Below are 25,616 nucleotides of genomic sequence, written 5' to 3' on the forward strand. Positions count from 1 at the left end.
GAATTTAGCGGATCGTTTGGGTTCGCAGACTCGTAATTGGCGCCGGCTGGCGGTAGTACGTGGTAAACCGTCCCCGGTGTAGGTCCAGGACACCCCTATCGGCCTGGGCAAAGCGGAGATCCCGCTCCTGGGCGGTAATAACGGGGATGTCGTAAAACTCGTTGTGATGGGAGAAGGTCTTACCCTGATCAAGTCTGCGCCGGACGAATTCGCTATGAGCGGCAAGACGGCCCCGGGGTATGTCGGATAACAGAGGAACCGCAGCCTCCAAGGTCCTCAGGCCGTAGTTGCCGATGGAGGATTCCAGTTCATATCCAACGCTGTTGCGCCCCAGGGCGAGGGCGGCCTGACTGGTGGTTCCGATGCCCCAGAAGGGATCCAGAACGGTATCTCCCTGTACGCTGAACATGGAAATGAGTCGAAAGGGGATTTCAAAGGGATAGGCAGCACTGCGGCTTCGGGCCAACAACCCTTCGGAAAAGTGGTTAGACGCGCCTGAGGCGTTAGAATCCCCGGAGGGTAGAGACCCCAGAATCTGCTTGGCCCCCCCGATCTCCCAGAGATCGCTGAACCACTTATTTCGCTCTTCCCAGAAATAAGCGCTGACCCTGCGGTTGTATTTTTCTTCGGGGCTTTTAAAAACCCGGTGCCCACCCTTGCGGAGGATGAGAATGTACTCGTGTTCCAGGGTAACGTAGGCGCCTCCGGGAAGCATGCCCGATCCCATGAACTTGTTGGGGGCGTTGGTGGGTTTCCGCCAGAGAACGGCGGGGAGGCTTTGGAAGCCCAGGGACAGGGCTGCGCTGAGAATCCTGGCGTGATTTGCATATAATTGGAAATGCCCCCCCAGTTTGCGTGTTGCATCTCCAATATTCACGCAGAGGATTCCGCCGGGAGACAGGACTCGGAAGCATTCCTTCCACACCCTATCCAAGAGCCCGTGCATAGCCTCAAAGGCCTCAGGTCCCCGGGCCGCTCCAAGGGCCCGCTGAATCGCTGTATCTTCATGAGAAAGCTGGTCGTCCCACATGGCAATCATGGGATAGGGCGGACTGGTGACCACCAGGTGCACTGATTGGTCATCCAGATCGGTCATGGAGGTGGAGCTTCCGATGCATAATGTATGTTGCGTCTGCTCCATTGTCCCCCCCCAGTTGGTGCCCATATCCCGGCCATGGACTGCCGTCTTTCAGGGTGTAAGGCATCCATGCTCGTTCATCAGAATCGAAACCCGGAACCGTTCTGCAGTGTTCCTGGTCAGATCCTAGAGCAGAGTATAAAAGGGGTTTCCAGAAATGTCTAGCGGTTTTTGGGGAGTGGAGAAAGAAGATGTCCGGTTCCGGAATGAGTATGCCGGGTACCGTCCCCGGTGAAAGCCCGGGGTCAGCCGCCGGGCTTCTGAATCAAGGCTTCTGAATCAAGGCTTCTGAATCAAGGCTTCTGAATCAAGGCTTCTGGCTCAGGGGCTCTCCGTACCGCCGGGGGTGCGGAATCGGAAGGTCCGGGGTTACGAATCCGAATAGTCCGGGGGTGTGGAATCGGGGCCGAGCCGGGTCTGAAGAAGGGCCTCCAGGCTCTCCCGGTCGATTTTGTAATGCCGGGCCACATCCAGGGCGTAGCTCTTGCCCGTTGGAGGGGCGAGGATGATTTTATAGGTGCGCTGGCCCCTGGGGTTCTGGTCATCCTCCGCACCCATAGCTCCATTAGGGACATCCGGCTGCGGCCCTGCTCTCCGGGGCGCCTCACCGGCGGCCTCAGCATTGGACCGGGCTGCTTCGGTTTTGCGCCCGGAAGCCGGGACAGACTGGGCCCGGGGAGCCTGGGTTTCCCCCGACAGAGAGGCGGCTTCCTGGGCCGGCTCCGCCCGGTCGGCCGGGGCGTCGTCATGGGTTGATTGGGCCACTACGGAAATCAGGCTGCCGATGGAGGGATGCTCCTGGGCGATATCCGCGGCCAGGCTATGCAGGTGGGTCGCGACAATACAGCGGATTCCCGAATCGGCCAGAACCTCCAGGATATCCCGGAGCAGCACCCCAGCCTCACCCGGACTGGTACTGGCGAAACTTTCGTTCATGAGCACCAGGCTTCGGGGGCCCAGGGAGGAAAAAAGCTCCCGAACGCGTAGACTTTCCTCTCCCAAACGACCGGCCTGGGCCTCGGGACGCTCCTCAATCTGGTAGTGGGTAAAGATACCGTCCACGGGGCTCAGGGAGCAGCTCTCTGCGGGAACCAGGGCTCCAACCTGAGCAAGGACAACCAGAATGCCGATGGACTGGAGGTACACGGTCTTTCCCCCCCGGTTGGGTCCGGTGAGCACAAACCCCCGGTAGGCACCGTCAAAATACAGATCGTTCGCCACCAGACGCCGTGCCAGGGATCCGCCCTCCCGGCTTCCGCCGTCATGCCGGAAGAGCTCCGCCAGGCGCAGGTTCCAGCACCCCTGGGCCAGGAGCTTCATGGTGTCCCCGGGGGTAAAGACCGGGGTACAGAAGGGAAGCCCCAGGGTTTTAAATTCCCCGAGGTAGGATGCCAGCCGCAGATAGAAGATCAGCTCCCGGCCAAGATGTTCAAAAAACCCGCCCTGAAGATTCTGGAAGGGCTGGAGGTCCGCTACGAGGCTCCGGGCCGTTTTTTCCATTACCTGGTTCACATCCTGGAGTATGGGTACCAGCAGGGGGTTTTCCCGGTTGGATCCGGTGCTCTGCATCGGAGGGTGAAAGCTGCCCAGGGCGGCTGGACCGCTGGAATCGGCCCCCAACAACCGGCCGAACATCCCCGGCTTCGCCTCGGGAATCGGTTTATCGTGGATATCTGTCAGGACTGCGGAAATAGGACGCAGGTAGCTGTCCAAGTTTACCCCGATGGAGATGCTCTTTACCGACCGGAGCTTGTTGCTGATCTGGGGCAGCTGGGTTTCCAACCGGGTAAAGAGGGGATCCCGGCGCACATCCTCCAGCTGGGCAAGGATCTGCTGGAAGCCCGGAGCCGTGAGGGTATCCCGGGAATCCTGGAGAATGGATCCGAAGAGCTGTACCCCCGTAAGGTAGCTTTCCAGCTGGGTGATTTTCCGGGCGACGGCCATCAGGGGTGATTTATCGGTTTTGCCCGGGGTCGGTACCTGCCGGGAGTACAGGAGATGCTGGGCGGCCTCTTCCAACCGGGAATGCAGCTGGGGAGCGTGGAGGATGTTCTCAAAGATTCCCTGGCGGTAGGCCAAAACCCGGGGATCGTCTATCAGCCGGGTCAGGATGGGCTCCTGGGAGGCTCGCTCCCAGCGGTTCGGGAAGACCCGGGTCAGGAGTTTGTCGATGCCCAGGTCGGTGATGGTTTGGGGGTCCAGCTGCCGTCCGGTTTGTTCTTCGCCCATTTCCAGTCCCGGGGGCCAGAGAAGGCTTAAGGGGGTGCGGTTTGAATCCCGTTGGTCGTCCATAGGCAGGTATCATACCCCGGATCGCGGCGGTTGGAAAGCGTAGAATGGGAGCGCCGGGCCGTCCCGAGTCAAGGGGCGGGATGCCCGAAGGCCGGGCATGGGAATCACCCTAAAACCGCTCCACCATTTTGCGCACTATGCACCATTTGGACACGGAAAAAGGGCCCGGAACACCCCGGACCCCAGTAGACTAGATAATCCTCTGTTTAGGACGCTGTAATTGCTGCAAGATCCTCCTCCACGGTGCCGGTCCCCTGGATTCCGAAGGTATCCACCAGAACCTTGGCTACCCCGGGACTCAGGAAGGCAGGCAGGGTCGGACCCAGCCGGACATTCTTGAACCCCAGATGCAGGAGGGCAAGCAGGACGGCCACGGCCTTCTGCTCGTACCAGGCGATATCGAAGTCGATGGGCAGATCGTTGATGTCCGCCATGCCGAAGGCTTCCTTCAGGGTCAGGGCGGTGACCGCCAGGGAGTAGCTGTCATTGCATTGCCCGGCATCCAGAACCCGGGGAATACCCCCGATATCCCCGAGATCCAGCTTGTTGTACCGGTACTTGGCACAGCCCGCAGTCAGAATAACCGTGTCCCGGGGCAGGCCCTGAGCGACCTGGGTAAAGTGGTCACGGCTCTTATGGCGGCCGTCGCATCCGGCCATCACCACGAAGCGTTTGAGGGCCCCGGATTTTACCGCGTCGATGACCTTGTCGGCGAGCTGGCTGATCTGGTGATGGGCGAAACCACCGGTAATACTGCCCTGTTCGAGCTCGATCGGGGGCTGGCAGGTCTTGGCCAGACTTACCAGCGCGGAGAAGTCCTTCCTACCCTGGGAATCCTCGGAGATGTGGGGAACCCCGGGAAAACCGGCCATCCCCGTGGTGAAGATCCGGGTTTTATAGCTCTCCTTGGGAGGCACAATACAGTTGGTGGTCATCAGGATTACCCCGTTGAAGCTCTCGAACTCCTTGTCCTGCTGCCACCAGGCATTGCCATAGTTACCCACAAAGTGATCGTATTTCTTGAAGGCCGGATAGTAGTTTGCCGGAAGCATCTCCGAGTGGGTGTACACATCCACCCCGGTACCGGCGGTCTGTTCCAGGAGCTCCTCCATATCCTTCAGGTCGTGGCCAGAAATCAGGATGGCGGGATTGGACCGGGTTCCGATATTTACCTGGGTAATCTCGGGGTTTCCGTAGGTCTCGGTGTTGGCCTTGTCCAAGAGGGCCATGGTGGTAACCGCGGTCTTGCCGGTTTCCAGAACCAGGGCCGTCAGGCTCTCGGGGTTCTCATCCTGGGAGGTCCGGGCCAGGGCTGCGGCGGCAAAGCGGTAGATCTCCGGATCCTCGTAGCCCAGGACGGCAGCGTGCTCGGCGTAGGCAGCAATTCCCTTGAGACCGTAGATGGTCAGCTCTCTGAGGCTGCGGACATCCTCCTGCTCCTGGGCCAAAATTCCCACCAGAGCAGCCTTGCCCTCCAGATCCTCCACCAATGCTGGAACAGCCTGGGCCTCCTCGGGTAGATTCTCAAGCTGTTTCTTCTGGTCCACCCCGCTCCGTCCGGCTTGGTAGGCCAGGGCAGCGGCCAATTGATCCTGCAGTTCCTCCAGGCTTCGGGACTCGGCCAGGAGGGGTTTCCAGGTAAGGATATCCGGGTTTTCAGGGTGATTCTGATGCCCCAGGCCACCTGCCAAAAGCTCGCCCCGGAGCACCAGGCCCTCTAAAACCAGGGAGGCGATGCGCAGCCGGTCGAAGTTCGCATTGGTGATGGTGGCAAAGAGCGACCGGACGAGATACCGGCCGGCCCTGATCACCTGGTCGTCCCCTGCCCCCTGGGCAGCCAATCCGACCCCTTTCGCGGTGTAGATCAGCAGATCCTGGATCCCCGCGGTCACATCCTCCTTGCCGCAGACCCCACGGACGGTACAACCCGTGTTCTTTGCGGCTTCCTGGCATTGAAAACAAAACATACTCATTTAGTAACTCCTTGTATGTGGTATGGCTGGTTCTAGGTATGGTGCGAATTCTCTGAATAATGACCGGTCGACCCGGTCCCCCCGGCGCAGGGCGGCCCGTAGGTTCTGGAACTGGGCGTCTATCTCCTCCAGACGCTCCAGCAGAACCTGTTCTTCCCGGTCCGTTTCCAAGACCTGGGCAATTCCTCCCTGCCGGATGATAATCCGCCGGGGAGATAGCAGGGCCAGAATCGGATCATGGGTGGCCATGAGGACAATCTTATCCCTGCCGGTTAACAGCTCCAGGGCCCGGCGCCGGTCGATGCCGGCGTTCTCGATCTCGTCGATGAGCACGATGGGGCTGCGGCTGACCAGGGCAGTGTCGGCGATCATCAGGGCCCGGGATTGTCCGCCGCTCAGGCTGGTCAGGGGGGTATCCCATCCGAATCCCTCCCCGGCCAGCAGATTCGCCTGGGCGATAACATCCCGGGCGGCTCCGTCGGGGTCAGAGTGATTCCGGCTGCGGGCATGGAGCTGAATAAACTCCCCTACCCCCAGATCCATCACAAAGTTCATGGTCTGGGACAGCTGGGCCACGAGTTTTTTCGCGGGATTAAACCGGCCGGAGAGCTCGGGCTGCTCGCCCTGTACGAGGATTCTCCGCCCCGTGGGGGTATCTCCCTGGGCGAGCCATTCGATATCCGCCAAGAGGCGGCTCTTCCCCGACCCAGTGGGCCCCAGAATGCTCCACACCTGGCCCGGCAGCAGATCCAGGCGCTCAAATCCCTCGGGACTGCCGTCCTTGCCCCGCCCGGGGAGGATGGTAATCCCCAGCCCCCCGGAACCCCGGTCCTCCGCGCCGGCCGGTCCGGAACCCGGCCGTTCCCCGGGCTGCTCAAGCCCTAAAAAGGCCAGTACCGCGGGATCGATGCCCGGCTTGGTCTGGGCATGGTTTGGGCTCTGGTGTTGAGCTGGGGCCTGAGTATGGGTCTGGGGTTCGTTCTGGTTCTGGTTCTGTGTCTGGTTCTGTGTCTGGTTTCGGTCGCTATTCCAGGGTGATTTCACGGTTGTTCCTCCAAGTTCATCTTCCGGACGTTCCCCAGCTGGTACCGCTGGCCGATCCGGGTTTCTCCCAGGCAGTAGGAGCACAGGGCGCTGGGCATGGGGAACCGCAGACGGTTTCCCGTAACCCCGACAACCCCGGGACAACCCCGGGAACCCTCCATGGTACCCGCGGCCTCGTCAGCCCGGCTCGCCCCGGGTTCAGCTTCACCGCCCTCCCCGGGCAGCCCTGGCTGCTCATCGAAAAGAACCCCTCCGGCCCGGTCCAGAATCACCGAACCCAGCTCGTAGGCGCCCTGGCCGGTGAGTCCGTTGATCTGCAGCACCTGGGCCCGGGGATTTACCGCCATAATCCGGGCCGCAAACACCTCCCGCTCTGCCTGGCTCACGATATCACCCTTGGTCACCACCACCATATCCGCGGTCTTCAGCATGGGGCCGATCTTGGCGGGGGTGTTTACCCCGCTGAGGTTATCCACCACACAGACGGCGAAGATATCCTTTAGATGGGGACTACAGCGGTTACAGAGCCCGGCGCTCTCGGAAAATAGAATCTCCAGTCCGCTTTCCAACCCCCAGGCTGCAGCCTCCTCGATGTTGCTGGCAAAAAAATGATCCGGACAGAGGCTCCCGGATAGTCCCTTGCGCACCGGAATACCCAGCCGCTGGTAGGTCGCCTCGTCGTCGGTAAAGAGGCAGTCGAACTTAATCACTCCGGAACGCACGCCCCGCTCCCCTAACCCTAAAACGGTCTTTCCGATAACCGCCGTCTTCCCCACCGAGGGCGGTCCGGCAATAGTCACCAATCTCATACCCCGGTCTCCCGGGCCGCGGCGTAAAAGACCCCTTCGGCATGGCGGGTCAGGGCCCCCACATCCTGGCTGTACAGGTAATCCCAGCCAAGCCAGAGGAACCGATCCCCGGACTCCAGGCGGTTATCCACCCCGCTGTGGGTGGAGGGAAACCGGCCTCGGTGGCTGAGAATCTCGCCGACGGTCCTGCCGGCCAAAAACTCACAGATCCCTTTCACCCCGGGATCCCCCAGGGTTCCCAGCATAAAAATGGGGGTCACAATAGCCCCCTCCCGAGGCCATACCGCCTGAACCGGAGATCCGGGCTGGATGGTCCGGGTAAAAAAGTAGGGCAGTATCGTCACCGCCGGGGGGCTCTTCACCATCTGGGCCGGATGCATGGAGGACTGCATATTCCTCCCCAGAGCCTGGAGCCCGGAGTCTCCGTAGAGTTTATATATATTTAGAAGTAGTCCGTTAAAGAGATCAAAATCCCCCACCGGCAAGGAAACCGAGTCGGCGAACTCCGGGGAAAGCACATCCTCCCAGGATCGGGGTACATCACGGCCGTCCAGGAGTTCGGTATTCACCATGAACACTGCGGGTACAACCCCGATTACCCCGTAACGCCCCCGGGTATCCAAGATCCCCGCCCGGCGGGTCTCCTCGTTCCCCGGGTCCTGTTCCTGACCCGCCAAAGGATTCCCCACAGCCCCCCGATCCAGAAGCTGGGTCAGCCGGGAATTATGAAAAAAGAGGTCGAACCCGGCGCTCAGAAACACATCAGGCAGCCCCTCAAGGCCCGCACCCCGGTCCAGATCCTCCTTCAACCAGTCCAACCCCACGTAGGCGGCCTGAAGGTTGTAGGAAATACCCCTGCCAGTCCGCCCTCGGAACTCCTCTCCGAAGGCCTCGCAGGCCTCCAATAGGGGAATCCGGACAGGACAGGGCAGCAGACCGGTTACCTGGTAATCTCCCTGGGTACTTTCTTCCGGGGTGATTTCCATGCCCGCCGCCCTCCGAATGCCCTGGACAAGGTCCAGGCTGTCCATCCCCTTGAGCATGGCAGCGGTCTCCACCGTCAAGGTTGATCCCACCCCTGCCAGGGAGCCTTCATCGCTCACTCCGGCGAACCCCAGTTCCCGGAAATACTCCCGGGTCCCGGGGTAGGCAGTGACTATATCTAAAAAGGTTGAGTTCTTGCTGATTTCCATGGGGCCCAGTGTAGCCCCCCAGGGGAAGCCCCGCCTTGACCTAGGTCAAGGCGGGGTGGGGTTTTTTGAGAAAAATCTTCTGTCAGGGGCATTCGAATCACCCTGAAAAATCCGTCATCCCTTAATGGCTCCGGCAGTGAGTCCTCGAATAAACTGTTTCGCCATAAGTAGGTACAAGAGTATAATCGGAACGGAGGCCAGGGTCAGGGTCGAAAGGATGCGGGTCCAGTCGGTCTGGTACTGGCCGAAGAGCCGGGTAATGCCGAGCATGAGGGTACGCTGGTTCTCGCTCCGGATGAAGATGAGGGGGAACCAGAGGTCGTTCCAGAGGTTAACCAGGTTGAAGATCGCCACGGTAGCCATGGCCGGCCGGGTAAGGGGGAGGATGATCTGCCAGAATATCCGCGCCCGGGATGCACCGTCGATCTGGGCAGCATGCAGCAGATCCCGGGGTACTCCCCGGACAAACTCCGTCAGCACGAAGACACCCAGGGGCATCCCCATGGCCACATACACCGGTATGAGGCCCACGGCCTTGTCCAGGAGGTTCAGGGCCTTGGCGATCTGCAGCAGATTCACGCTCCCGATCCGGATGGGGATCATCAATCCCGCCAGGAAAAACAGGGCCACCACCCGGGTAAGGGTTACCTGCCAGTTTGCAATGGCGTAAGCAGCTGCGGCGGCGCACACCAGGATAAACACGATGGATACCCCGACCACTAGGAGGCTGTTCAAGAAGTAGAGGGGAAAACTGCTTCCGGTAAAGATGAGCCGGTACCCTTCCAGGGTCCATTCCTCGGGAAATCCCAGGGGGGAGGCATAGATCGACAGCCGGGGCTTAAAGGAATTGATGACCATGACCCATAGGGGTACCAGTACCAGGATGCTCCATATGCCCAATACCGCGTAGCTTACCAGGGGGGTCCGCATAAATAAGGGTTTCTGTGGTTTGTTCATTGGGCTGCCTCACTCTTGTCCGAGAAGAATCCCCGCATAATCATAACCCCGAGAAACAGGATCAGGAAAATCACCGAGGCTACTGCTGCTCCCAGACCCATGTCCGGGATTCCCACGGGGTGTTGGCCGGCTATGCCGATCCGGTAAAAATAGGTTCCCAGAATATCCGTGGCGTAGTTCGGGGGACCGTTGGCTCCGGTCATGGCGTACACCACGTCGAAGGCATTGAAGTTACCCGTAAAGGTCAGGATGGACACCACCCCGATGATGGGGCTCAGCAGGGGCAGCTTGATCCGCCAGAACACCGTCCACTCGCTGGCACCGTCGATGGCTGCCGCCTCGTAGAGATCCTCCGGAATGTTCTGGAGTCCCGCCAGGAAGATCATCATGGGTATTCCCACCCATTGCCATGAGGAAACCAGGCTGACCACCACCAGGGCGGTATGGCTCTGGCCGAGCCAGGGTTGGGAGAGGCTGTCCAGCCCCAGGGTATCCAGGGCCATATTTATCAATCCCCACTGGGGGTTAAGAAGCAGTTTCCATAAAAACCCGGTTACCAGAATGGCAAGGGTCGTGGGAATAAAGATGATCGTCCGGAAGATGTCCCGGACTCTGGTTCCCATCCGGCGGGAACTGAGCAGCAGGGCAAAAAAGAGCCCCAGGGTATTTTGAACCACCATATGAATCAGAAAAAAGATCCAGGTATTCCCGAAGGCGTTCCAGAACCGCTGGGCGGTGGCCGGCTCCATAAAAAGCCTCCGGTAGTTATCAAAACCGACAAAATTATTAAGGGTAAATCCTGATCCGCTGTATAAGCTCAACCGCAGGGAGTTTAACAGGGGCAGGGCCATAAACAGTACATATACCACCAGGGCAGGCAGAATATACCAGAGCCAACCCCAGGTTTGCCGAGGGTTTTTCATGGACTTGTGTGTTGATCTCATGTACAACCTGTACCCGTAGGTACCGAAGCCGAAAGGACATTCCGGGGTTCCCATCGGGCCCCCGGAATCCGCAGCTCAAACCCCGTCCCCTAGGCCGGGTCAGGGGCGGGTAATCCCGGCTGCGGGGGGCTGCCAAACCGAGGCTGCGTTCCACCGCCTCGGCTCGTCAACCGCCCCAACCGGGCTGCCCGGTCGTTACTGGGCCGGTGGGTACCACTGGGCCAGGCCCGACTGCAGGGCATCGGCAGCCTGCTGGGGTGTCAATTCTCCGGTGAGAACCCCGATGGAGCCGGACATCATCAAATTGTACCCGCTGGGGTTCCCGCTCATCATCTTCGGCCAGGGCCAGCGCACATCCAACCCTCGTCCCGTATTCATGGATAAAAAGGCGTTGGCATAGGGGTTATCCAGCTGGGGTGCATTGGAGATCATGGGGAAGAAGCCGGGAAGCTGGTCGCCTACCACCTTGGCTGCCTGGGGAGTGGTCAGCCATTCCAGGAATACCTTGGCCTCTGCGGTGTGATCCGAGGCTGGGTTAATGGCCAATCCGTTGTCGGGATGGAAGGTTACGTAACCCGGTGAACCGGCCGGGGGCGGTACGGGGAAGACACTCCATTCAAAGCCGGGGTCGGCCGCTACGAACTCGGAGATTGTCCAGGATCCATCAAAGAACATGGCTGCCTGGCCCAACTGGAATAGCGCCTTGCTATCGTTGTAGCCAATGGCCATGAATCCCTCGGGCAGGTAGGGTTTCAAATCTTCAATGGCTTCAAAGGCAGCCCTTACATGACTGTCGTTGAACTTCCGCGCTCCCGAATCGTAGGCTAACCGCCCCTCCCGGCCACCGATGAAGTTTGGCGCCAAGCTCATGAATACCACCTCGGCTATATCCCACTCGTCGGCGATACCGTTGGCAAAGGGAATATACCCTGCATCCTGAATGGTCCGGGCTGCTCTCATGAGCTCCTCCCAGGTCTTCGGTACCTGGATACCCAGCTCGGCGAAAAGGTCTTTGTTATAGTAGATACCGTGGGAAACCGCGAGAAAGGGCATTGCAAATACCCCACCGTCTCCGGCGGTCCAGGGCGACCTGGCTCCCTCGTCATAGTTCTGCTGTACAAAATCCTCGCCGGATAGATCAACCATGTAGCCGTCTTGGAAAAGCTCTTCACCCGTGGCGTAGGACCGGGCGTAAAAGATGTCCGGTGCGATACCGCTTTCCAGCTGGAGCCGCAGGGTAGCGTTGTAATCCGGGGGATTCACCGGGTCGAATTTTATCCGTATCTCAGGGTGGGAAGCATGAAATTCCGCAAGTAAGGCCTCAATCTGCGCGACATCGTCGGTCCGCCACGAGCCCAGGGTCAGTTGGGTGACTCCCCCGGCCTGTCCTTCCTGGGATTCTCCGCCTCCTCCGGCGAAGAGACCTGCAGAACAAAGCAGCAGGATAAGTACCTGCCCAAATTTTCGGAAACCAGTCTTCATATAATCCTCCTTAAAGAACCAGTTACCCTATTCTGGATCCAGATACCCCCGAAGACAATGAACGGTTGTACCCGCTTTGTACCGGATTTGTACTAGTCCCAGGCAATGCTAAAACAAGGATAGTGCGCAGAAGAATGTAAACTACACCAGATATAAGGGAACAACCAGAAACCCAACCCAGGGGTGGTGTCCCCTGGGTGAAAAGTTACAACCTTTTGCGCACTACCTAAAACAAACGGCTCTCCCGGGCCCTCCGCACAGCCTGAACCCGGTTGGTAACCTCAAGCTTTGAATAGATCCGGCTTACGTAGTTTCGTACTGTTTGCTCGGCGATACAAACCTGATCGGCAATTTCCGGGTTGGTAAAGCCCCGCACCATAAGGCCCAGAATCTGACGTTCCTTTCGGGTCAGTTCATCAACCCAGGGCAGATCGTTTCCCGAACCGGGGGTAGAATGCCCTGCTCCCATCATCCTGGAGCCATCCCGCGGCCCAGGCGAGACCCTCCTACCGGGAGGAACCGGGCCTTCTTCCCCGGATCCTGTATACCCCGCCTTCCCGGAGCTGCCGGAATCGGTGCTGACTCCGCCAGGTTCCCCGATTCCGGGGCTGGATTCCGGTCCGATAGCGGTTCCCGGGATATCTGCCGAACCGCGAGATGTAAGCAGACTGGGGACAACCCGGGGGTCAATGGATACCGCCCCGCTCAAGGCGGCCCGGATGGAGGCAATGAGTTCGGAGGTGGGAATATTCTTCAACAGGTACCCCGACGCGCCGTAGCTCAGGGCATGGCGCACGTATTCATCATCCTCGAAGGTGGTGAGCATGATAATACGGATCGCCGGGTGGCGCTGCTTGATGATGCGTACCGCCTCCACCCCGTTCATCCCGGGCATACGCACATCCATGAGCATGATATCCGGACGCTGCTCGTCAGCCAATTCAACCGCCTGGTGTCCGTCCTCCCCCAGGGCAACCACCTGGAGTTCCGGTTCATTATTTTCAATGACCACCCGGAGACTCTCTAAAAACAACCGCTGATCGTCCACCAGCACAATACGTTTGGACATTATTCACCGTCCTCTCGGAATCCGTCCGCCGGGGAACCGGTCTCCCCTGAAACCGGTCTCTGTACCTCCCTGCCTCGCCAGGGAATGGCGATGGTCAGGCTGAATCCAGGATCAAGGCTATGGCTCTCCAATCTGCCGGCCAGGGGCTGGAGCCGCTCCCTCATACCGCCCAATCCGATACCTTCACCATTCTGCTTGGAACCAACCCCGTCATCCATCACCGTGAGCCGCAGCTCCTGACCGGTCCAGTGCAGAATAATCTGAATAGCCCGGGCCTTGCCGTGCAGGAAGGCATTGGTCATACCCTCCTGTACACCCCGGTACAAGAGATGCTCAATCTCCCAGGGCAGATCACCCCGTACATTGGTGGTCTGGAGATCCACCCGGATCCCCGTAGCCTGAGAAAAGTTTTGGGTGAGATTTCGAATCCGCCGTAAGATCGGAAAACTCCGCTCCTGGGATTCTCGAAGCTGATGCAGGGCCCGGCGTATCTCCTGCTGGCTATCCTCCAGTTGGACCTTACCCTGGAGCATCAGTCGACGCAGCTCCCGGGGATCCTGCTCTATGAGAATATCTCCGGCCTCAAAGAGCATGCGTAGACTGGTTAGGGTGAAACCCATCAGGTCGTGGATTTCCCGGGTGATCCTCTTACGCTCTTCCTCCATGGACCGGCGCTCCACCTGGACGGCATACTCCTGGAAATCCAGGTTCGCCCGGGCCATCTCCCGGATAACCGTGGTCTGATGGGCCAGCTGCTCCTGGGAACGGGTATTAGAATCCCAGGCAGCCCTTCCGATACCTCCCAGCAGCACGGACCAGAGGGCGAAAAATCCCCCTAGAATGGCAGGCTGGCCCTGGGGGTGGGTCGCCTCCCGACCCCAGAAGAACTCGGGCAGCGGCATCTGCCAATAAACCAGGAGAATCCCCCCCAGAACCCCCACCGCCACCGGCATGGAGAATAGGACGTAGCATTCCACCGTCAGAGACAGGAACAAAATCAGCCCTAACAGGACCTGACCGCGGACAGGCAGGACCAGGACATAGAGCAGCAGCACCCGGAGCAACAGAATAACCCCCCTGAAATGCCAGGGAAGATCCGCCACGATACCCAGAATGCCTACCCCCAGGCCCAGCAGCCCCGCAGGAAGGATATACCCGTACCACTGGGCCGGTACCTGGCTGCGCACATCCCCGCTGAAGGCAAGGGAGAAAAATACCCCGTGGATCAACACCAGGAGCAGAACCATGAGCCTTCGGAAGGTTGTGGAGGGGTTGGGGTCCTTCATACTCTTGGTTCAGTATATACCCTACCCCTGGGTAACGACACCCAAGGCCAATTCAGCCATGGATGTAAACCCGGTTTCCCGTTCCTGGAGGGCGTCCCGGGAGGGATCAACCAGGCTGTCACTCACCGTCAGAATGCTCAGGGCCTGTCGGCCGTACTTGGCTGCCAGGGTGTACAACTCTGCGGTCTCCATCTCGATGCCCAAAACACCGTAGGAGGCCCACAACTTCCACACCTCAGGATCAGCATCGTAAAAACTGTCGGTGGAAAGAACCCCTCCGACAAATATCCGGTCTCCCCGCTGGGTTGCCAGACCATGGGTCTTGGCAAGCAGGGAAAAGTCCGCCAAGGGGGCATAGTCCATCCCCCGGAACCGCAGGGAATTCATGGAGCTATTGGTACAGGCACCTTGGGCCAGAATCAGGTCCTTGATCCCGATCCGCTCCTGGATTGCCCCGCAGCTCCCCACACGAATAACCTGCTGCACCCCGTAATCCCGGAACAACTCGTTTACATAGATGGAAAGAGAAGCCTGACCCATCCCCGATCCCATTACCGATACCTGGTTTCCCTGGTAGGTTCCGGTGTAGCAGTACATACCCCGCAGGCGGCTAACCAGCACCGGGTTCTCAAAATAGGTCTCGGCAATAAACTTGGCACGGAGAGGATCACCCGGCAGCAAGACGCTCCCGGCGATTTCTCCTGATTTGGCTTCAATGTGAATACTCATGGGTACCATCCTTCATCGTTGATTTTCTATTGTCCCGTCCATACTAAACCATGTACTATCCCCCCATGTCCACAACATCCCCCCCTCCTCCCCGGACAGCCCTGTACCGGCAGCTTCTGGGACTATCCCTGCCCATCATGGCCGGAAACTTTCTCCACACCCTGTACAATCTGGCCGACACCTACTTCCTGGGCCGGCTGGGCAGTGCGGAGGTAAGCGCTCCGGGGGTCTCATTCAACCTCCTGTTTCTACTCATCGTCCTTGGGAACGGATTCTCCAGCGCCGGCCTGACCCTTATCGCCCAGGCCCGGGGCCGGGCTGACCGGGAAAATCAGGAATTCTACCTCGGCCAGCTGGTAAGCATCATGGCCCTGGGAAGCCTGGCAGTAGCCCTGCCTGTCTATCTACTCCTTCCCCTCCTGCTCAACCTGCTGCAGGTTCCCGGGGACGTGCTGCCCCTGGTTCACACCTACCTGGGCATCATGCTCCTCGGCCTCCCCCTGACCTTCCTCTACAATGCCTTCCAGAGCACCATGCAAGCCCTGGGAGACAGTCTTACCCCCTTTATCATTCAGGGAATAACCGTCTTGCTGAACATCGCCTTGGATTGGCTGTTCATCTTCGGGGGCGGCCCCTTCCCGGCCTGGGGCGTAGCCGGGGCGGCGGGAGCCACCATTCTCTCCCAGGGCTTGGCGGTGGCGGCCGGATTCTTCATTCTCATTCGGGGAGTCCGGGGGATTTCACTGCATGCCCGGCATCTGATCCCCCGTCCCCGCGCCCTGAGCACTCTGGCACGCATCGGACTTCCCGCAGCGGCAGGCCAAAGCGGCAGCGCCCTGGGATTCAATGTACTACAGGGGATTGTAAACAGCCTGGGCACGCCGGTCATAGCCGCCTTCAGTATCGGCAACCGGATCATCAACCTTTTCATGCTGCCGGCCATGGGTATGAGTCAAGGCGCCACGGTTATCATTGCAGAAAAACTCGGAGCCCGAAACAAGGATGAGGCAAGAACCGTCCTCCGCCAGGCTGTAATCACCATTTTCATATTCATAACCATCGGCATGACCTACACCTTTTTCCGGGGCGACCTCTTCGTGGGCTTTTTCGTATCCGACCCCCGGGTAGAGCGCCTCGGCACGGATCTCTTCAGAATCGTAAGCCCCTCGGTCATCCTCTTTTCACTGTTCACCGTAGTGACCGCAGCATTCCAGGGCAGCGGCGATACCAAACCCATCATGGCACTAAACATCCTCCGCCTTTGGGGACTGCGGGTTCCCCTGGCATGGGCCTTGGTCGTCCTGGGACAAACCGGCCCCATCGGCATCTGGATATCCATGTTTATCTCCAACCTCGGTGTGGCCCTCCTGGGTTTCATACTTCTGGCAAAACGACCCTGGATGGATTACGGTCTTCAGCTTTCTCATCAGGGTGATTCGAATGCCCCTACTCTCCCCAACAGCCGCTCTTGACCACCCCCTTGCCCTTCAGCCACTATTACCCCATGGTATGCAAACCCGGAGAGTACATCTTCACCCAGGGCCAGGAGGGCAATACGGCGTACATCCTCCGGCGCGGACAGATTAAGGTCACCCGCTCCAGCGAGGACGGAAAAGAGGTTCTGGTTAAACTCCTGAATCCGGGTGAGATATTCGGCGAGGTGGTACTCTTCCAGCCCGGGGGATACCCCGGTACGGCCCAGGCTATCACCGAATGTGAGATCAGCCCCCTGGACGAACAACACTTCTCCGCCCTCCTGGAGGAGCCCGAAACCCGGCAGCCCCTGATTCAAACCCTCATGGAGAAGCTCCATTACCTCAACACCCGGCTCTTCACCCTCATGGCCTACGATGTGGAGGAGCGGTTTTTCCGGCACCTGGAACACCAGTACGGCATCAAAGAAACCTACAGCCTGGGAATCACCAAAAAGGATATGGCCCTGGCCATCGGAACCATTCCCGAAACCTTCAGCCGCCTGCTCTCCCGGCTTACCAAGCGCAACCTGGTCCGCTGGACCGAGGAAAGCCTCTGGATCAATCCCCGGGTATGGGATGATTTTTAGGGCGCCCTGTTAGGTAAGGGCGTGAATCGAACGCCTGGCATACTCGGCGTACCGCCCGGCCCCGGCCCGTATATCTGCTACCTCCTCTTCCCTGAGGGGGCGCACAACCCGAGCCGGCACCCCGGCAACCAGTACCCCGCCGGGCACCCGCATTCCCGGGGGGACCACCGCCCCGGCCGCCACCAGGCTCCCCCCTTCTACCACCGCACCGTCTAGTACCCGGGCACCGATACCCACCAGAGCATAGTCCCCCAGGGTACAGCCGTGGACCACCGCACCGTGCCCCAGGGTTACCCCCCGGCCGATCCTGGTGGGATGGGTGTCATGGGTTACATGGATCACACATCCGTCCTGAATATTGGTCAAAGGTCCGATAACAATACTGTTGACGTCACCCCGGATGACGGTATTGTACCAGACACTGACCCCGGCACCGATCCGCACATCCCCGATAACCCTGACGCCCGCCGCAAGAAAGACCGGCGGTTCCAGGACCGGTTCCCGGTCCAGATACCCCAGGACGCTCGCCTGGTCCGAGAGGTAATGGGGAAAGAGCTGCTGTTCATCCTGGTTTTTCATTGCCGCCTCCTGAGTCCCGGGCATGGAAATCACCCCGGAACCCCATTATAGAACCAGACCCAGCAGGCCCGCTACCAATCCGTAGAGAACCAGGACCGGAACCAGACGCTTGAGAATAGTCCCCTCCTGATCCCCCAGATTGAGGACCGAACAGACCGCCACTATGCTATGCAACGCCACCATATGCCCCATGGCCCCCCCTACGGACTGGAGGGCCAGGGTGGTGGTCCGGGATAGCCCCAAGTTGGCGGCGATGGAATCCTGTATAGCCCCGAAGGTCAGATTGCTAATGGTATTCGATCCGCTGAAAAAGGCTCCCAGGGCTCCCAGGAAGGAGGCGAAGAGGGTCCACAGCCGGCCAGTAATGCCCGCCAGAGCCTGTCCCAGGAGCACCACCCCCGAAGCATCCCCCCCCATGGTCAGAAGCTCCACAAAAATCAGCGCGCCTACCAAAGCGATGGCCGGATTCCGGATCTGGTCCAGGGTTGAATGCCAGACCCCTGCGTAGGTCCTGCCCTTCATGGCATAGACCAGGGCGGTCACCACCGAGGCGAATCCGAAGGGAATGATACTGGGGACGTAGAGCAATTGATGACTCCAGGACTCCAGGGTCCCAAATATGCCCTGAAGGCCTACCACCAGGGAGGCGCTCACCGAGAGCCGGCCTAAACTCCCGAGACCGATATCCAGGGAGGGTTCCAGGCCGGTAAGCCAGGCCTTGATACCCAGGACGGGTATCCGGGTCACCACAAGAATCGCCAGGGTAATACCCAGAGGGAGCAGGGCCTTCCCCACCTCCCCGGCCCTTGGCGCAACAATCTCCGGTTCCAAACCCCGGGGAACCTCGCTGTTCTGCCCGTCCAGATTACCCTGGGTGTCCTGCTTACCAGGGTTACCCCGAACCGCCCGGGCGGTTTTTTCTAACCCCCAGCCCCGCTGGGCAAAGAATACGGAAGCCAGGGTCCCGGTTACCCCTCCGACCAGTGCCGGAAACTCGTAGTTCCAGTAGGCTACCAGGATGAAGGGTATGAGGGTTGCCCCCAGGGACAGCAGAATGTATCCCATATTCCGTCGGATGGTTTTCCAGCTGACCACAAAGCTCAACCCGATCAGGGGTACTACGAGGCTGGCGATACTGTGAATCCAGGCGCTCTTGATGCCGATTTCCAGGATTTCGATGCTGGAGAGGTCGATAGCAGAGAACCCGAACCAGGTCGGGGTGCCCACCGCACCGAAACTCACCGGGGCGGTATTCATCACCAATACCAGGAGCGCAACCCGCAGGGGCGGAAATCCGAGCCCTACCAAGATTGGGGCTGCGATGGCCACCGGCGTACCGAAGCCGCTTGCCCCCTCCAGAAGAAAGGGAAATGCCCAGCCCACAATCATGAGCTGAGCCACATGGTTCCTGCTCACTCCGTAGAGCCAGCGCCTGATGACGTCCATAGCACCGCTGGCATCCATGGTCTTAAATAAGAAAATCGCCCCCCAGATAATACTGATGGGGGTAAGGGCCGTAAGAGCCCCGGTAAGGATCCGGGCATGGATGTCCCCGGAATCAAACCGGAACACCACCAGAACCAATCCATAGGTAACCAGGGCCGTTAGCGGCAAGGCCTTGGCGCTGGGCCAGGCATTCTTTTTGGTCATGAGCACTATGAGGAGAACTAGAGGAAAGAGGGCCGCCAGGGTGGTAAGGGTCATTTCTTTGCTCCCTTCCGGGCATTGTCCTGAAGCCCGGCCTCAGAGTTCCCCGGAGCCTTCTTGGCCGGGGCTTGTCCCGATCCACCCCGATCCCTTCCAGTCCCCCCTGCAGCAGCGGCGGATCCTCCGGCGTTGGTTCCGGCCCTGTCGCCCTGGCTTCCCAGAACGCTCTGATGCCGTACCTCGTTCTTACAGGCGCCCTTTTGGGAGTATTCACAGATGTTTTCCAGGGTCGTCTGGGCGATATTATCCACCGCCTCCCGGGTAAAAAAGGCCTGGTGCCCGGTAATCAGCACATTGGGAAAGGTCTGCAACCGGACAAAGGTATCATCCTGGATGACCTGGTTAGAGAGATCCTCAAAGAACAGGTCTCCCTCCTCCTCGTACACATCCAGCCCCAGGTACCCTACCCTGCCGGATTTCAACCCGTTTATTACCGCGTTCGAATCGATTAATGGCCCGCGGCTGGTATTCAGGATCATCACCCCGGGTTTCATACTGTTAATGGCATACTCATTGATAATATGATAGGTCTCATGGTTCAGGGGACAGTGTAGGCTGATAATGTCGCTCTCCCCATATAATGTCCCCAGGTCGACGTACTCCAGAAGTCCCTTCTTCTCCAGTTCCGGATTAGGAAACCGGTCGTAGGCCAGGATCCTACCCCCGAACCCGGTCATGAGCTGGGCAAAGATCTGACCGATTTTTCCGGTTCCGATAATGCCGATGGTTTTTCCGTGGATGTCGAAGCCCAGCAGTCCGTCCAGGGCAAAGTTTCCGTCCCGTACCCGGCTGTACGCCTTATGAAATTTCCTGTTTAGACTGAGGGCAAGTCCCAGGGTGTGTTCCGCCACCGCATAGGGGGAATAGGCAGGAACCCGCACCACACCCATACCAAGTTCCGAGGCCCGTTTCAGATCAACATTATTAAACCCTGCGCAGCGCAGAGCAATGAGCTTTACGCCCAGGGAATGCAGGCGGTCGAGCACCCTGCTGTCAGCCTGGTCATTCACAAAAATACAAACCGCATCGTGACCCTGGGCAAGGGCTGCGGTATCATATGTCAATCTAGGCTCCAGGAATGTCAGGGATAACCCCTTGGTAAGATTAATTCTATCAAAGGCATCCCGAACCCAGTTCTTCGTGCTAAATACTGCTACATTCATGCCGAACCTCCTTATGGCCGGTTGTTTCCTGATCGTTTTACTCAGACTTACAATTTAATCTATAATATTTTATCGTATTAACGTCAAGGGCAGAACTACAAAATCTCAGGTGGTTCTTGCAAACCTCTGTGTTTCAAGAACCATGCACGAGACTAATGTAAGTAAATCACTTCTATGCAATGATTTACTTTTCCCTCATTCGAGCGCCCGCCAACTGCGAATACAATTTTGCAGTTGGCTCGCAGAATAACTGAACGGCGTTTGATTTTACTTTCAATATCCGGCATACTGTAACGACTCCTGGGGTATGGTGATTCAGAGCCTAGGTGCAACACCAACCACTAAATCCTGACAAGGGGATATGTATGAACAAAAGAAGAGTAGTAATAACCGGGGTAGGCGCTGTAAGCCCCCTGGGAAACAGTGTAAAAGAAAGCTGGGAAAATGCAAAAAACGGCCGAAGCGGCATAGACCGGATCTCCCATTTCGACCCGGAGCTATACGGCTCAAAGGTTGCCGGCGAGGTTCGCAATTTTGATATGCTGAGCCATTATAACGATGATTTTCGGAAAACTGCTAAACGTATGGACCCCTTCGTACACTATGTAAGCGCTGCCACCAAAGAGGCCCTGGGGCAGTCCGGCTTACCCATTAAGGATAATCCCTTCAAGGTGGGTGTGGCTGTGGGAAGCGGTATCGGCGGACTGGTAACCCAGCAGCAAAACGGGGCAGGACTCGCCAACCGGGGGCCCAAGGGGGTAAGCCCCATGTACATCCCCGCCATGATCGGGAATATTGCCGCGGGCATCATCTCCATGGAACACGGAATCATGGGACCCAACCTTGCCACTCAAACCGCCTGTGCAACCGCCAATCATGCCATGGCCGTGGCATATATGATGATCCAAGCGGGTATGCTCGATGCAGTGGTTACCGGGGGTACCGAGGACTCCGTGGTAGAAATCGCCGTCGCGGGGTTCAGCAACATGAGGGCCCTATCCACCAAGTATAACGATTCTCCCCAAGCCGCCAGCCGCCCCTACGATAAGGGTCGGGATGGATTTGTAATCGCCGAGGGTGCGGGGGTTTTGATCCTGGAAGAGTACGAACACGCGGTAAAACGCGGAGCCCCCATCCTAGCGGAGCTTGCCTCCATAGGTATGAGCGGCGATGCCTACGATCTGGTAGTTCCCCATCCCGAGGGAGCAGGGGCCCTGTACTCCATGCAGATGGCTGTGGACGGTGCAGGCATCACCGCCGGGGACATCGATTACATCAACGCCCACGGAACATCGACTCCCCTGGGAGACATCGCTGAAAGCAAGGCCATCTACAAGCTGCTCAAAGGCGATGAATCTCGGGTCACCGTTGGTTCCACCAAGGGAATGCACGGCCATCTGCTGGGCGCCACCGCCGCCCTGGAAGCCATCCTCTGCGTTCAGGCAATCCAGGAAGGCATCATTCCGCCGAACATCAACATAGATGAATTTGATCCCGGGGTTGCCCTGAAACCCGAAACCATAAACACCCAGCCCTTGGAAAAAAAGGTCAATGTAGCGCTTTCAAACAGCTTCGGCTTCGGGGGACATAACTCCACCATCGTCCTGAAAAGCGTCTAACCCACCGGGGTTCCTCGGAAACCCGTCTACCGGCTGGGGCTGGGGCTGGGAGTGCTGCCCTAGGTCGGCGGCTCCCCCGCTTGATCAGCATCCCCGGGTTCTCCCGGAGCTTCTTGAGCCGGGGCTTCCCCTGGGTCACCGACTGCCTCCGGTGTGTCTTGGGCCGGGGCTTCCCCAGTCGGGCCCCCAGGCCGGGGGGCAGCCGGGACTGGGGGTGATGAACCCGGCTCAAGCTGATTCGCCTGAAATGAACACTGGAGCAGGAATCCGTCCCCGGGCTCACAACTCACGTCGCCGTGCAGCACCTCCCGAACCAGATTGAACACAATATACATGCCCAACCCAGTAGCACCCTCTATGCGTTTGGTGGTGTAGAAGGGATCAAAAACCCGTCGTCTGATACCCGGGGGAAGGCCTGCACCGTTATCCTGATAGGTTAAGAAAAAGGTTTCTTCCTGAATAAAGCCGGTAATGGTTACCACCCCCTCAGCGGCCTTCTTGCTTATAAACCCATGCTGCATGGTGTTGAGAAAAAGCTGGCGGAACAGCTCTTCAAAGGCAGTCTCATAACTCACCACGGTCAATGCCTCGGGCATCTGGATATCCAAGGAAAATCCCCGGGACAGATACCCCGACCGCTGAGCCGCCCGGCGAATCACAGCCACGACCCCGAACCGTTGGGGGGCCATCTCCAGATGCTCGGTTACCGACACTGACCGAAACTCCTCTATGAGCCTACCGAGGCGCACCAGGTTACGCTGTAAAATATTGGACGTATCACCCACTGCCTTGAAAAACTGACTCAAAGCCCCCCGGCTCAGGGTATTATCCTCAAATTGCCCCTGCACGGCCTCCAACTCACTCTCCAAAAACGAAGCGGCGGTAATGAGCACCCCGGCGGGGGTGTTCATCTCATGGGCAATCCCGCTGGTTAAACTCCGGAGCGCACCGAGACGCTCGGTCCGTACAATCCGGTCCTGAGCCTGCCGCAGTTTCTGGACTGTTCTCTGGAGATCCTGGTTTGATTGATGAAGCTCCTCGGTTCTCTCCCGGACGCGTCGGGAAAGCTGCTGGTTGAAGCTTTCCAACCGCCGGGCCCGGTACAGCACAAGTCCAACAGGGATGGAGAGAATAAAAATCAGAAAGACAACCGTAAACCATCTACTCGCCCAAAAAGGCGGTGATACCAAGATATCAACCCCCATAGCTGCATCAAAATCCTCGGGCCCCACCCCAGCCACCGGGGATACATGGGTCCAGAGGGTGTACCGGCCGTCTCTCAGATGTGAGTAAACCACCGTGGATCCGCTGGCAATACTTCGCCATCCCGAATCAACACCGTCCATCCTCAGGTGAACCCTCTGTTCACCCCGGGAAAGATAGTCCACCCCCTCAATCTGTAGCTCCACACTGGATTCTCCCTGCTCCAGCTCCACCACCGGCCGACCATCCTGGGGTAGAAGGATCGGCACCCGGGAACCGTTCACAAAAACCGCTACGTCCCGGTAAACCGAATCCCTTGGACCGGCCGGCTTGCCTGCCCAATCCTCCTGTACCGCTGACATCCCATCAGGACTCAGAAAAAAGAGTCCCTGTGCTCCCCCCCAAGCCCTGATTGCGTGATCACCGGCAATCCCCGCACCCATGGAAAATCCCTGGGTCCGCACCCCCGACTCCGGTCCGAACTCCGTCAACATCCCCGTCTCCAGGGAGTAGTAATACAGACGGTTCAACCCCGACAGCCACAACCCACCATCACCATCCAATTCCACCGACCGGAGTTCATTCTCCTTCAGGGCGTCAGGCAAATCTATCTGGAGTATCTGGGATGATTCCAATGTCACGGCCTCCAACCCCAGTCCCGTCGCTACCCAGAGCAACCCCCTCTGCTCATCCAAGGCAAGATCCCAAACATCCAGACTAGCCAGCCCGGTTATTCGGGTCGGCATGTTGCTGTTCGAGGAGATGACATACACCCCTGTCCCGGGACCGCCGGCATACACCCCGGCGTCGGAGCCCTGAAGGGCCACAAAGCTCAGGGGCAGCCCGTCTATCCTGACAAACTCCGAGGAAAGCAGACTGGGCAGGTAAAACACCCCGGCTCCGACAGAGGCTATCCACAGTCGCCCCTGGCCGTCATAACTGGTATCCCGGATAAAATTCGCCGGTATGCTCCTGGGATTAGCGGGGTTGTGCTGGTAGCGGGTAATCCTTCCAGAATCTATATCCAGGTGTAACAATCCACCCAAATATGTCCCCACCCAGAGCCCCCCTGATTCCGAATCATCAATGGAAAGGACGGCTGAATCACCCAGAACCTCCGGGGAAAAATACGCCTGCTGCTGAAGATCCTGAGAGTACCCGTATAAACCGCGGCCGTCTGTCCCCACCCAGAGAATCCCCCGGACATCAACATGCACCGCAGACACGGGCACCCCCTGATTCTCGGGTTGAAGCACCATGACCCTATTCATCCCTGGAGAGGTATAGGATACACCGTTGTTCCTGGTAGCCATCCAAAGGGTATCCTCCGCATCCCGATATATACGGGTGACTACCGAATCTGAAATAGAGAACTCACCACCCCCCGACGGGATGGGTACTACCTTCCCCTGGGGTTCTACCACCATCCCACCGTACTTATCAGTGCCGACCCATATCCGGCCCTGGGGAGTAACCTCCAGATCGGTGATCCTAGCCTTGCGGGGTAAGGCTGTCGTTCCCAGAAGAGTAAAATCCCGGCTGTAATACTCAATAAGGCCATCGGAAAACCCGACGTGAAGCCGGTCTCCGCGCCAGTCCAGGGTTGTGGGTTCTCCCCTGTCCTCTCCCCAGGAGAGGACCTCTCTGGGGGGCTCCATCCCCCGAATGACCTGGTACACTGCTCCCTGATCTCCCCGGTCGAGGATAAACACCACCCTCCCCCGTTCACGCAAGGGGGTCAAACCACGTATCGTCCCATTCAGGGGATAGGCCCAGCCGTCATCTAAAACAGGGTTATAGTAAACCAATCCGTAACCACCCACGCCGAGCCATAAACCGTTCTCGGAATCCAAAGCCATATCAGAGATACTCCTGGACTCCAACCAGCTCAGGGGGCTATCCGGTCCGGGTCGCAGTTCGTACTCCAAGGTCAGAGGATCAACCTTCATCAACCCATGATCCGTGGATGCCCATATGGCACCATGGCGGTCCTCAATAATCCGGAGAATATTGCTGGTACGTAATCCCTGGGGAACATTACGCCGGGCTTTGATCACCTCCCATGAATGGGGCAGGTACCGTTGAAGTCCCCCGGGGGTAGCAAACCATAAAAATCCCGAAGAATCCCTCAGTACATCCTGGACGGCGGCGTGAACCAGCCCGTCCTCAATTCCGAAGGACTCAAAGCGCGGAAGAAGATCCTGACCGTAAAGAAGGCTCGCAAACCAGAGGAGCAGCAGCTGTCCGAAAACGCTCCGAGAGCTATGGGGTTTCATCCCTTTAACTATAGTATAGTGCGTAAAACAATGTAACGATTTGATAGTGCGCAAAACCCTGTAACTTTTTACAAACCTCCCCCCACCCTTG

Annotated in this window: 19 protein-coding genes; 3 read left to right on the top strand and 16 right to left on the bottom strand. The window is 58.5% G+C overall.

Features of this window, described 5'->3' with window-relative positions:
• Positions 1-4 precede the first annotated feature (4 nt).
• The 12 genes from DC28_RS13545 to deoD all read right to left on the bottom strand — a co-directional run bounded on the left by DC28_RS13545 (position 5) and on the right by deoD (position 14,916).
• Positions 5-1,141, bottom strand: a complete 1,137-nt coding sequence (locus DC28_RS13545) for a DNA-methyltransferase (RefSeq protein ID WP_202962981.1) — start codon at positions 1,139-1,141, stop codon at positions 5-7.
• A 366-nt stretch (positions 1,142-1,507) separates the two neighbouring features.
• Positions 1,508-3,430, bottom strand: a complete 1,923-nt coding sequence (locus tag DC28_RS13550; RefSeq protein ID WP_037549748.1) for a MutS-related protein — start codon at positions 3,428-3,430, stop codon at positions 1,508-1,510.
• A 206-nt stretch (positions 3,431-3,636) separates the two neighbouring features.
• A complete protein-coding gene (hcp, locus tag DC28_RS13555) occupies positions 3,637-5,403 on the bottom strand; it encodes a hydroxylamine reductase (RefSeq protein WP_037549750.1) in 1,767 nt (588 codons plus the stop codon).
• Positions 5,404-6,447: an ATP-binding cassette domain-containing protein gene (locus DC28_RS13560; RefSeq protein WP_052078913.1), complete on the bottom strand. Its 1,044-nt coding sequence runs from the start codon at positions 6,445-6,447 to the stop codon at positions 5,404-5,406.
• Positions 6,444-7,256: a GTP-binding protein gene (locus DC28_RS13565; RefSeq protein ID WP_037549753.1), complete on the bottom strand. Its 813-nt coding sequence runs from the start codon at positions 7,254-7,256 to the stop codon at positions 6,444-6,446. Before DC28_RS13565 ends, DC28_RS13560 begins: the two co-directional genes overlap by 4 nt.
• The gene (locus tag DC28_RS13570; RefSeq protein WP_037549756.1) at positions 7,253-8,449 is read right to left on the bottom strand and encodes an ABC transporter substrate-binding protein; all 1,197 of its coding nucleotides are present in this window, start codon (positions 8,447-8,449) and stop codon (positions 7,253-7,255) included. Before DC28_RS13570 ends, DC28_RS13565 begins: the two co-directional genes overlap by 4 nt.
• 114 nt (positions 8,450-8,563) lie before the next feature.
• Complete coding sequence (locus DC28_RS13575; RefSeq protein ID WP_052078914.1) at positions 8,564-9,406, bottom strand: carbohydrate ABC transporter permease; 843 nt, start codon at positions 9,404-9,406, stop codon at positions 8,564-8,566.
• On the bottom strand, positions 9,403-10,350 hold the full coding sequence (locus DC28_RS13580; RefSeq protein ID WP_052078919.1) for a carbohydrate ABC transporter permease: 948 nt from the start codon (positions 10,348-10,350) through the stop codon (positions 9,403-9,405). Before DC28_RS13580 ends, DC28_RS13575 begins: the two co-directional genes overlap by 4 nt.
• Before the next feature lie 195 nt (positions 10,351-10,545).
• The gene (locus DC28_RS13585; protein WP_037549762.1) at positions 10,546-11,832 is read right to left on the bottom strand and encodes an ABC transporter substrate-binding protein; all 1,287 of its coding nucleotides are present in this window, start codon (positions 11,830-11,832) and stop codon (positions 10,546-10,548) included.
• A 226-nt stretch (positions 11,833-12,058) separates the two neighbouring features.
• On the bottom strand, positions 12,059-12,901 hold the full coding sequence (locus DC28_RS15915; RefSeq protein ID WP_052078915.1) for a response regulator transcription factor: 843 nt from the start codon (positions 12,899-12,901) through the stop codon (positions 12,059-12,061).
• Positions 12,901-14,187, bottom strand: a complete 1,287-nt coding sequence (locus tag DC28_RS13595; protein WP_037549765.1) for a sensor histidine kinase — start codon at positions 14,185-14,187, stop codon at positions 12,901-12,903. The genes DC28_RS15915 and DC28_RS13595 overlap by 1 nt, the downstream gene beginning before the upstream one ends.
• 21 nt (positions 14,188-14,208) lie before the next feature.
• Positions 14,209-14,916 (bottom strand): purine-nucleoside phosphorylase, encoded by a 708-nt coding sequence (deoD, locus tag DC28_RS13600; RefSeq protein WP_037549769.1) that lies wholly within the window; start codon positions 14,914-14,916, stop codon positions 14,209-14,211.
• Between the two features lie 65 nt (positions 14,917-14,981).
• Between deoD and DC28_RS13605 the strand changes: the two genes are divergently transcribed.
• The gene (locus tag DC28_RS13605; protein ID WP_162180245.1) at positions 14,982-16,388 is read left to right on the top strand and encodes an MATE family efflux transporter; all 1,407 of its coding nucleotides are present in this window, start codon (positions 14,982-14,984) and stop codon (positions 16,386-16,388) included.
• Positions 16,389-16,420: 32 nt separating this feature from the next.
• Complete coding sequence (locus DC28_RS13610; RefSeq protein ID WP_156104697.1) at positions 16,421-16,978, top strand: Crp/Fnr family transcriptional regulator; 558 nt, start codon at positions 16,421-16,423, stop codon at positions 16,976-16,978.
• Positions 16,979-16,987: 9 nt separating this feature from the next.
• Here the strand turns inward: DC28_RS13610 and DC28_RS13615 are convergent, their stop codons facing one another.
• From DC28_RS13615 to DC28_RS13625, 3 genes are read right to left on the bottom strand one after another with little or no spacing between them, the layout of a single operon-like run.
• A complete protein-coding gene (locus tag DC28_RS13615) occupies positions 16,988-17,557 on the bottom strand; it encodes a gamma carbonic anhydrase family protein (protein ID WP_081942217.1) in 570 nt (189 codons plus the stop codon).
• 45 nt (positions 17,558-17,602) lie between these two features.
• Entirely contained in the window at positions 17,603-19,261 is a 1,659-nt protein-coding gene (locus DC28_RS13620; protein WP_037549777.1) for an L-lactate permease, read from the bottom strand.
• Positions 19,258-20,427, bottom strand: a complete 1,170-nt coding sequence (locus DC28_RS13625; RefSeq protein ID WP_081942218.1) for a 2-hydroxyacid dehydrogenase — start codon at positions 20,425-20,427, stop codon at positions 19,258-19,260. Before DC28_RS13625 ends, DC28_RS13620 begins: the two co-directional genes overlap by 4 nt.
• Positions 20,428-20,792: 365 nt before the next feature.
• Between DC28_RS13625 and fabF the strand changes: the two genes are divergently transcribed.
• On the top strand, positions 20,793-22,046 hold the full coding sequence (gene fabF, locus DC28_RS13630) for a beta-ketoacyl-ACP synthase II (protein ID WP_037549780.1): 1,254 nt from the start codon (positions 20,793-20,795) through the stop codon (positions 22,044-22,046).
• A 59-nt stretch (positions 22,047-22,105) separates the two neighbouring features.
• Here fabF and DC28_RS13635 read toward each other — a convergent pair whose 3' ends face one another.
• A complete protein-coding gene (locus tag DC28_RS13635) occupies positions 22,106-25,525 on the bottom strand; it encodes a sensor histidine kinase (RefSeq protein WP_037549782.1) in 3,420 nt (1,139 codons plus the stop codon).
• Positions 25,526-25,616: the final 91 nt, after the last annotated feature.

The sequence above is a fragment of the Spirochaeta lutea genome (assembly GCF_000758165.1).
Classification (GTDB): Bacteria; Spirochaetota; Spirochaetia; order DSM-27196; family Salinispiraceae; genus Spirochaeta_D; species Spirochaeta_D lutea.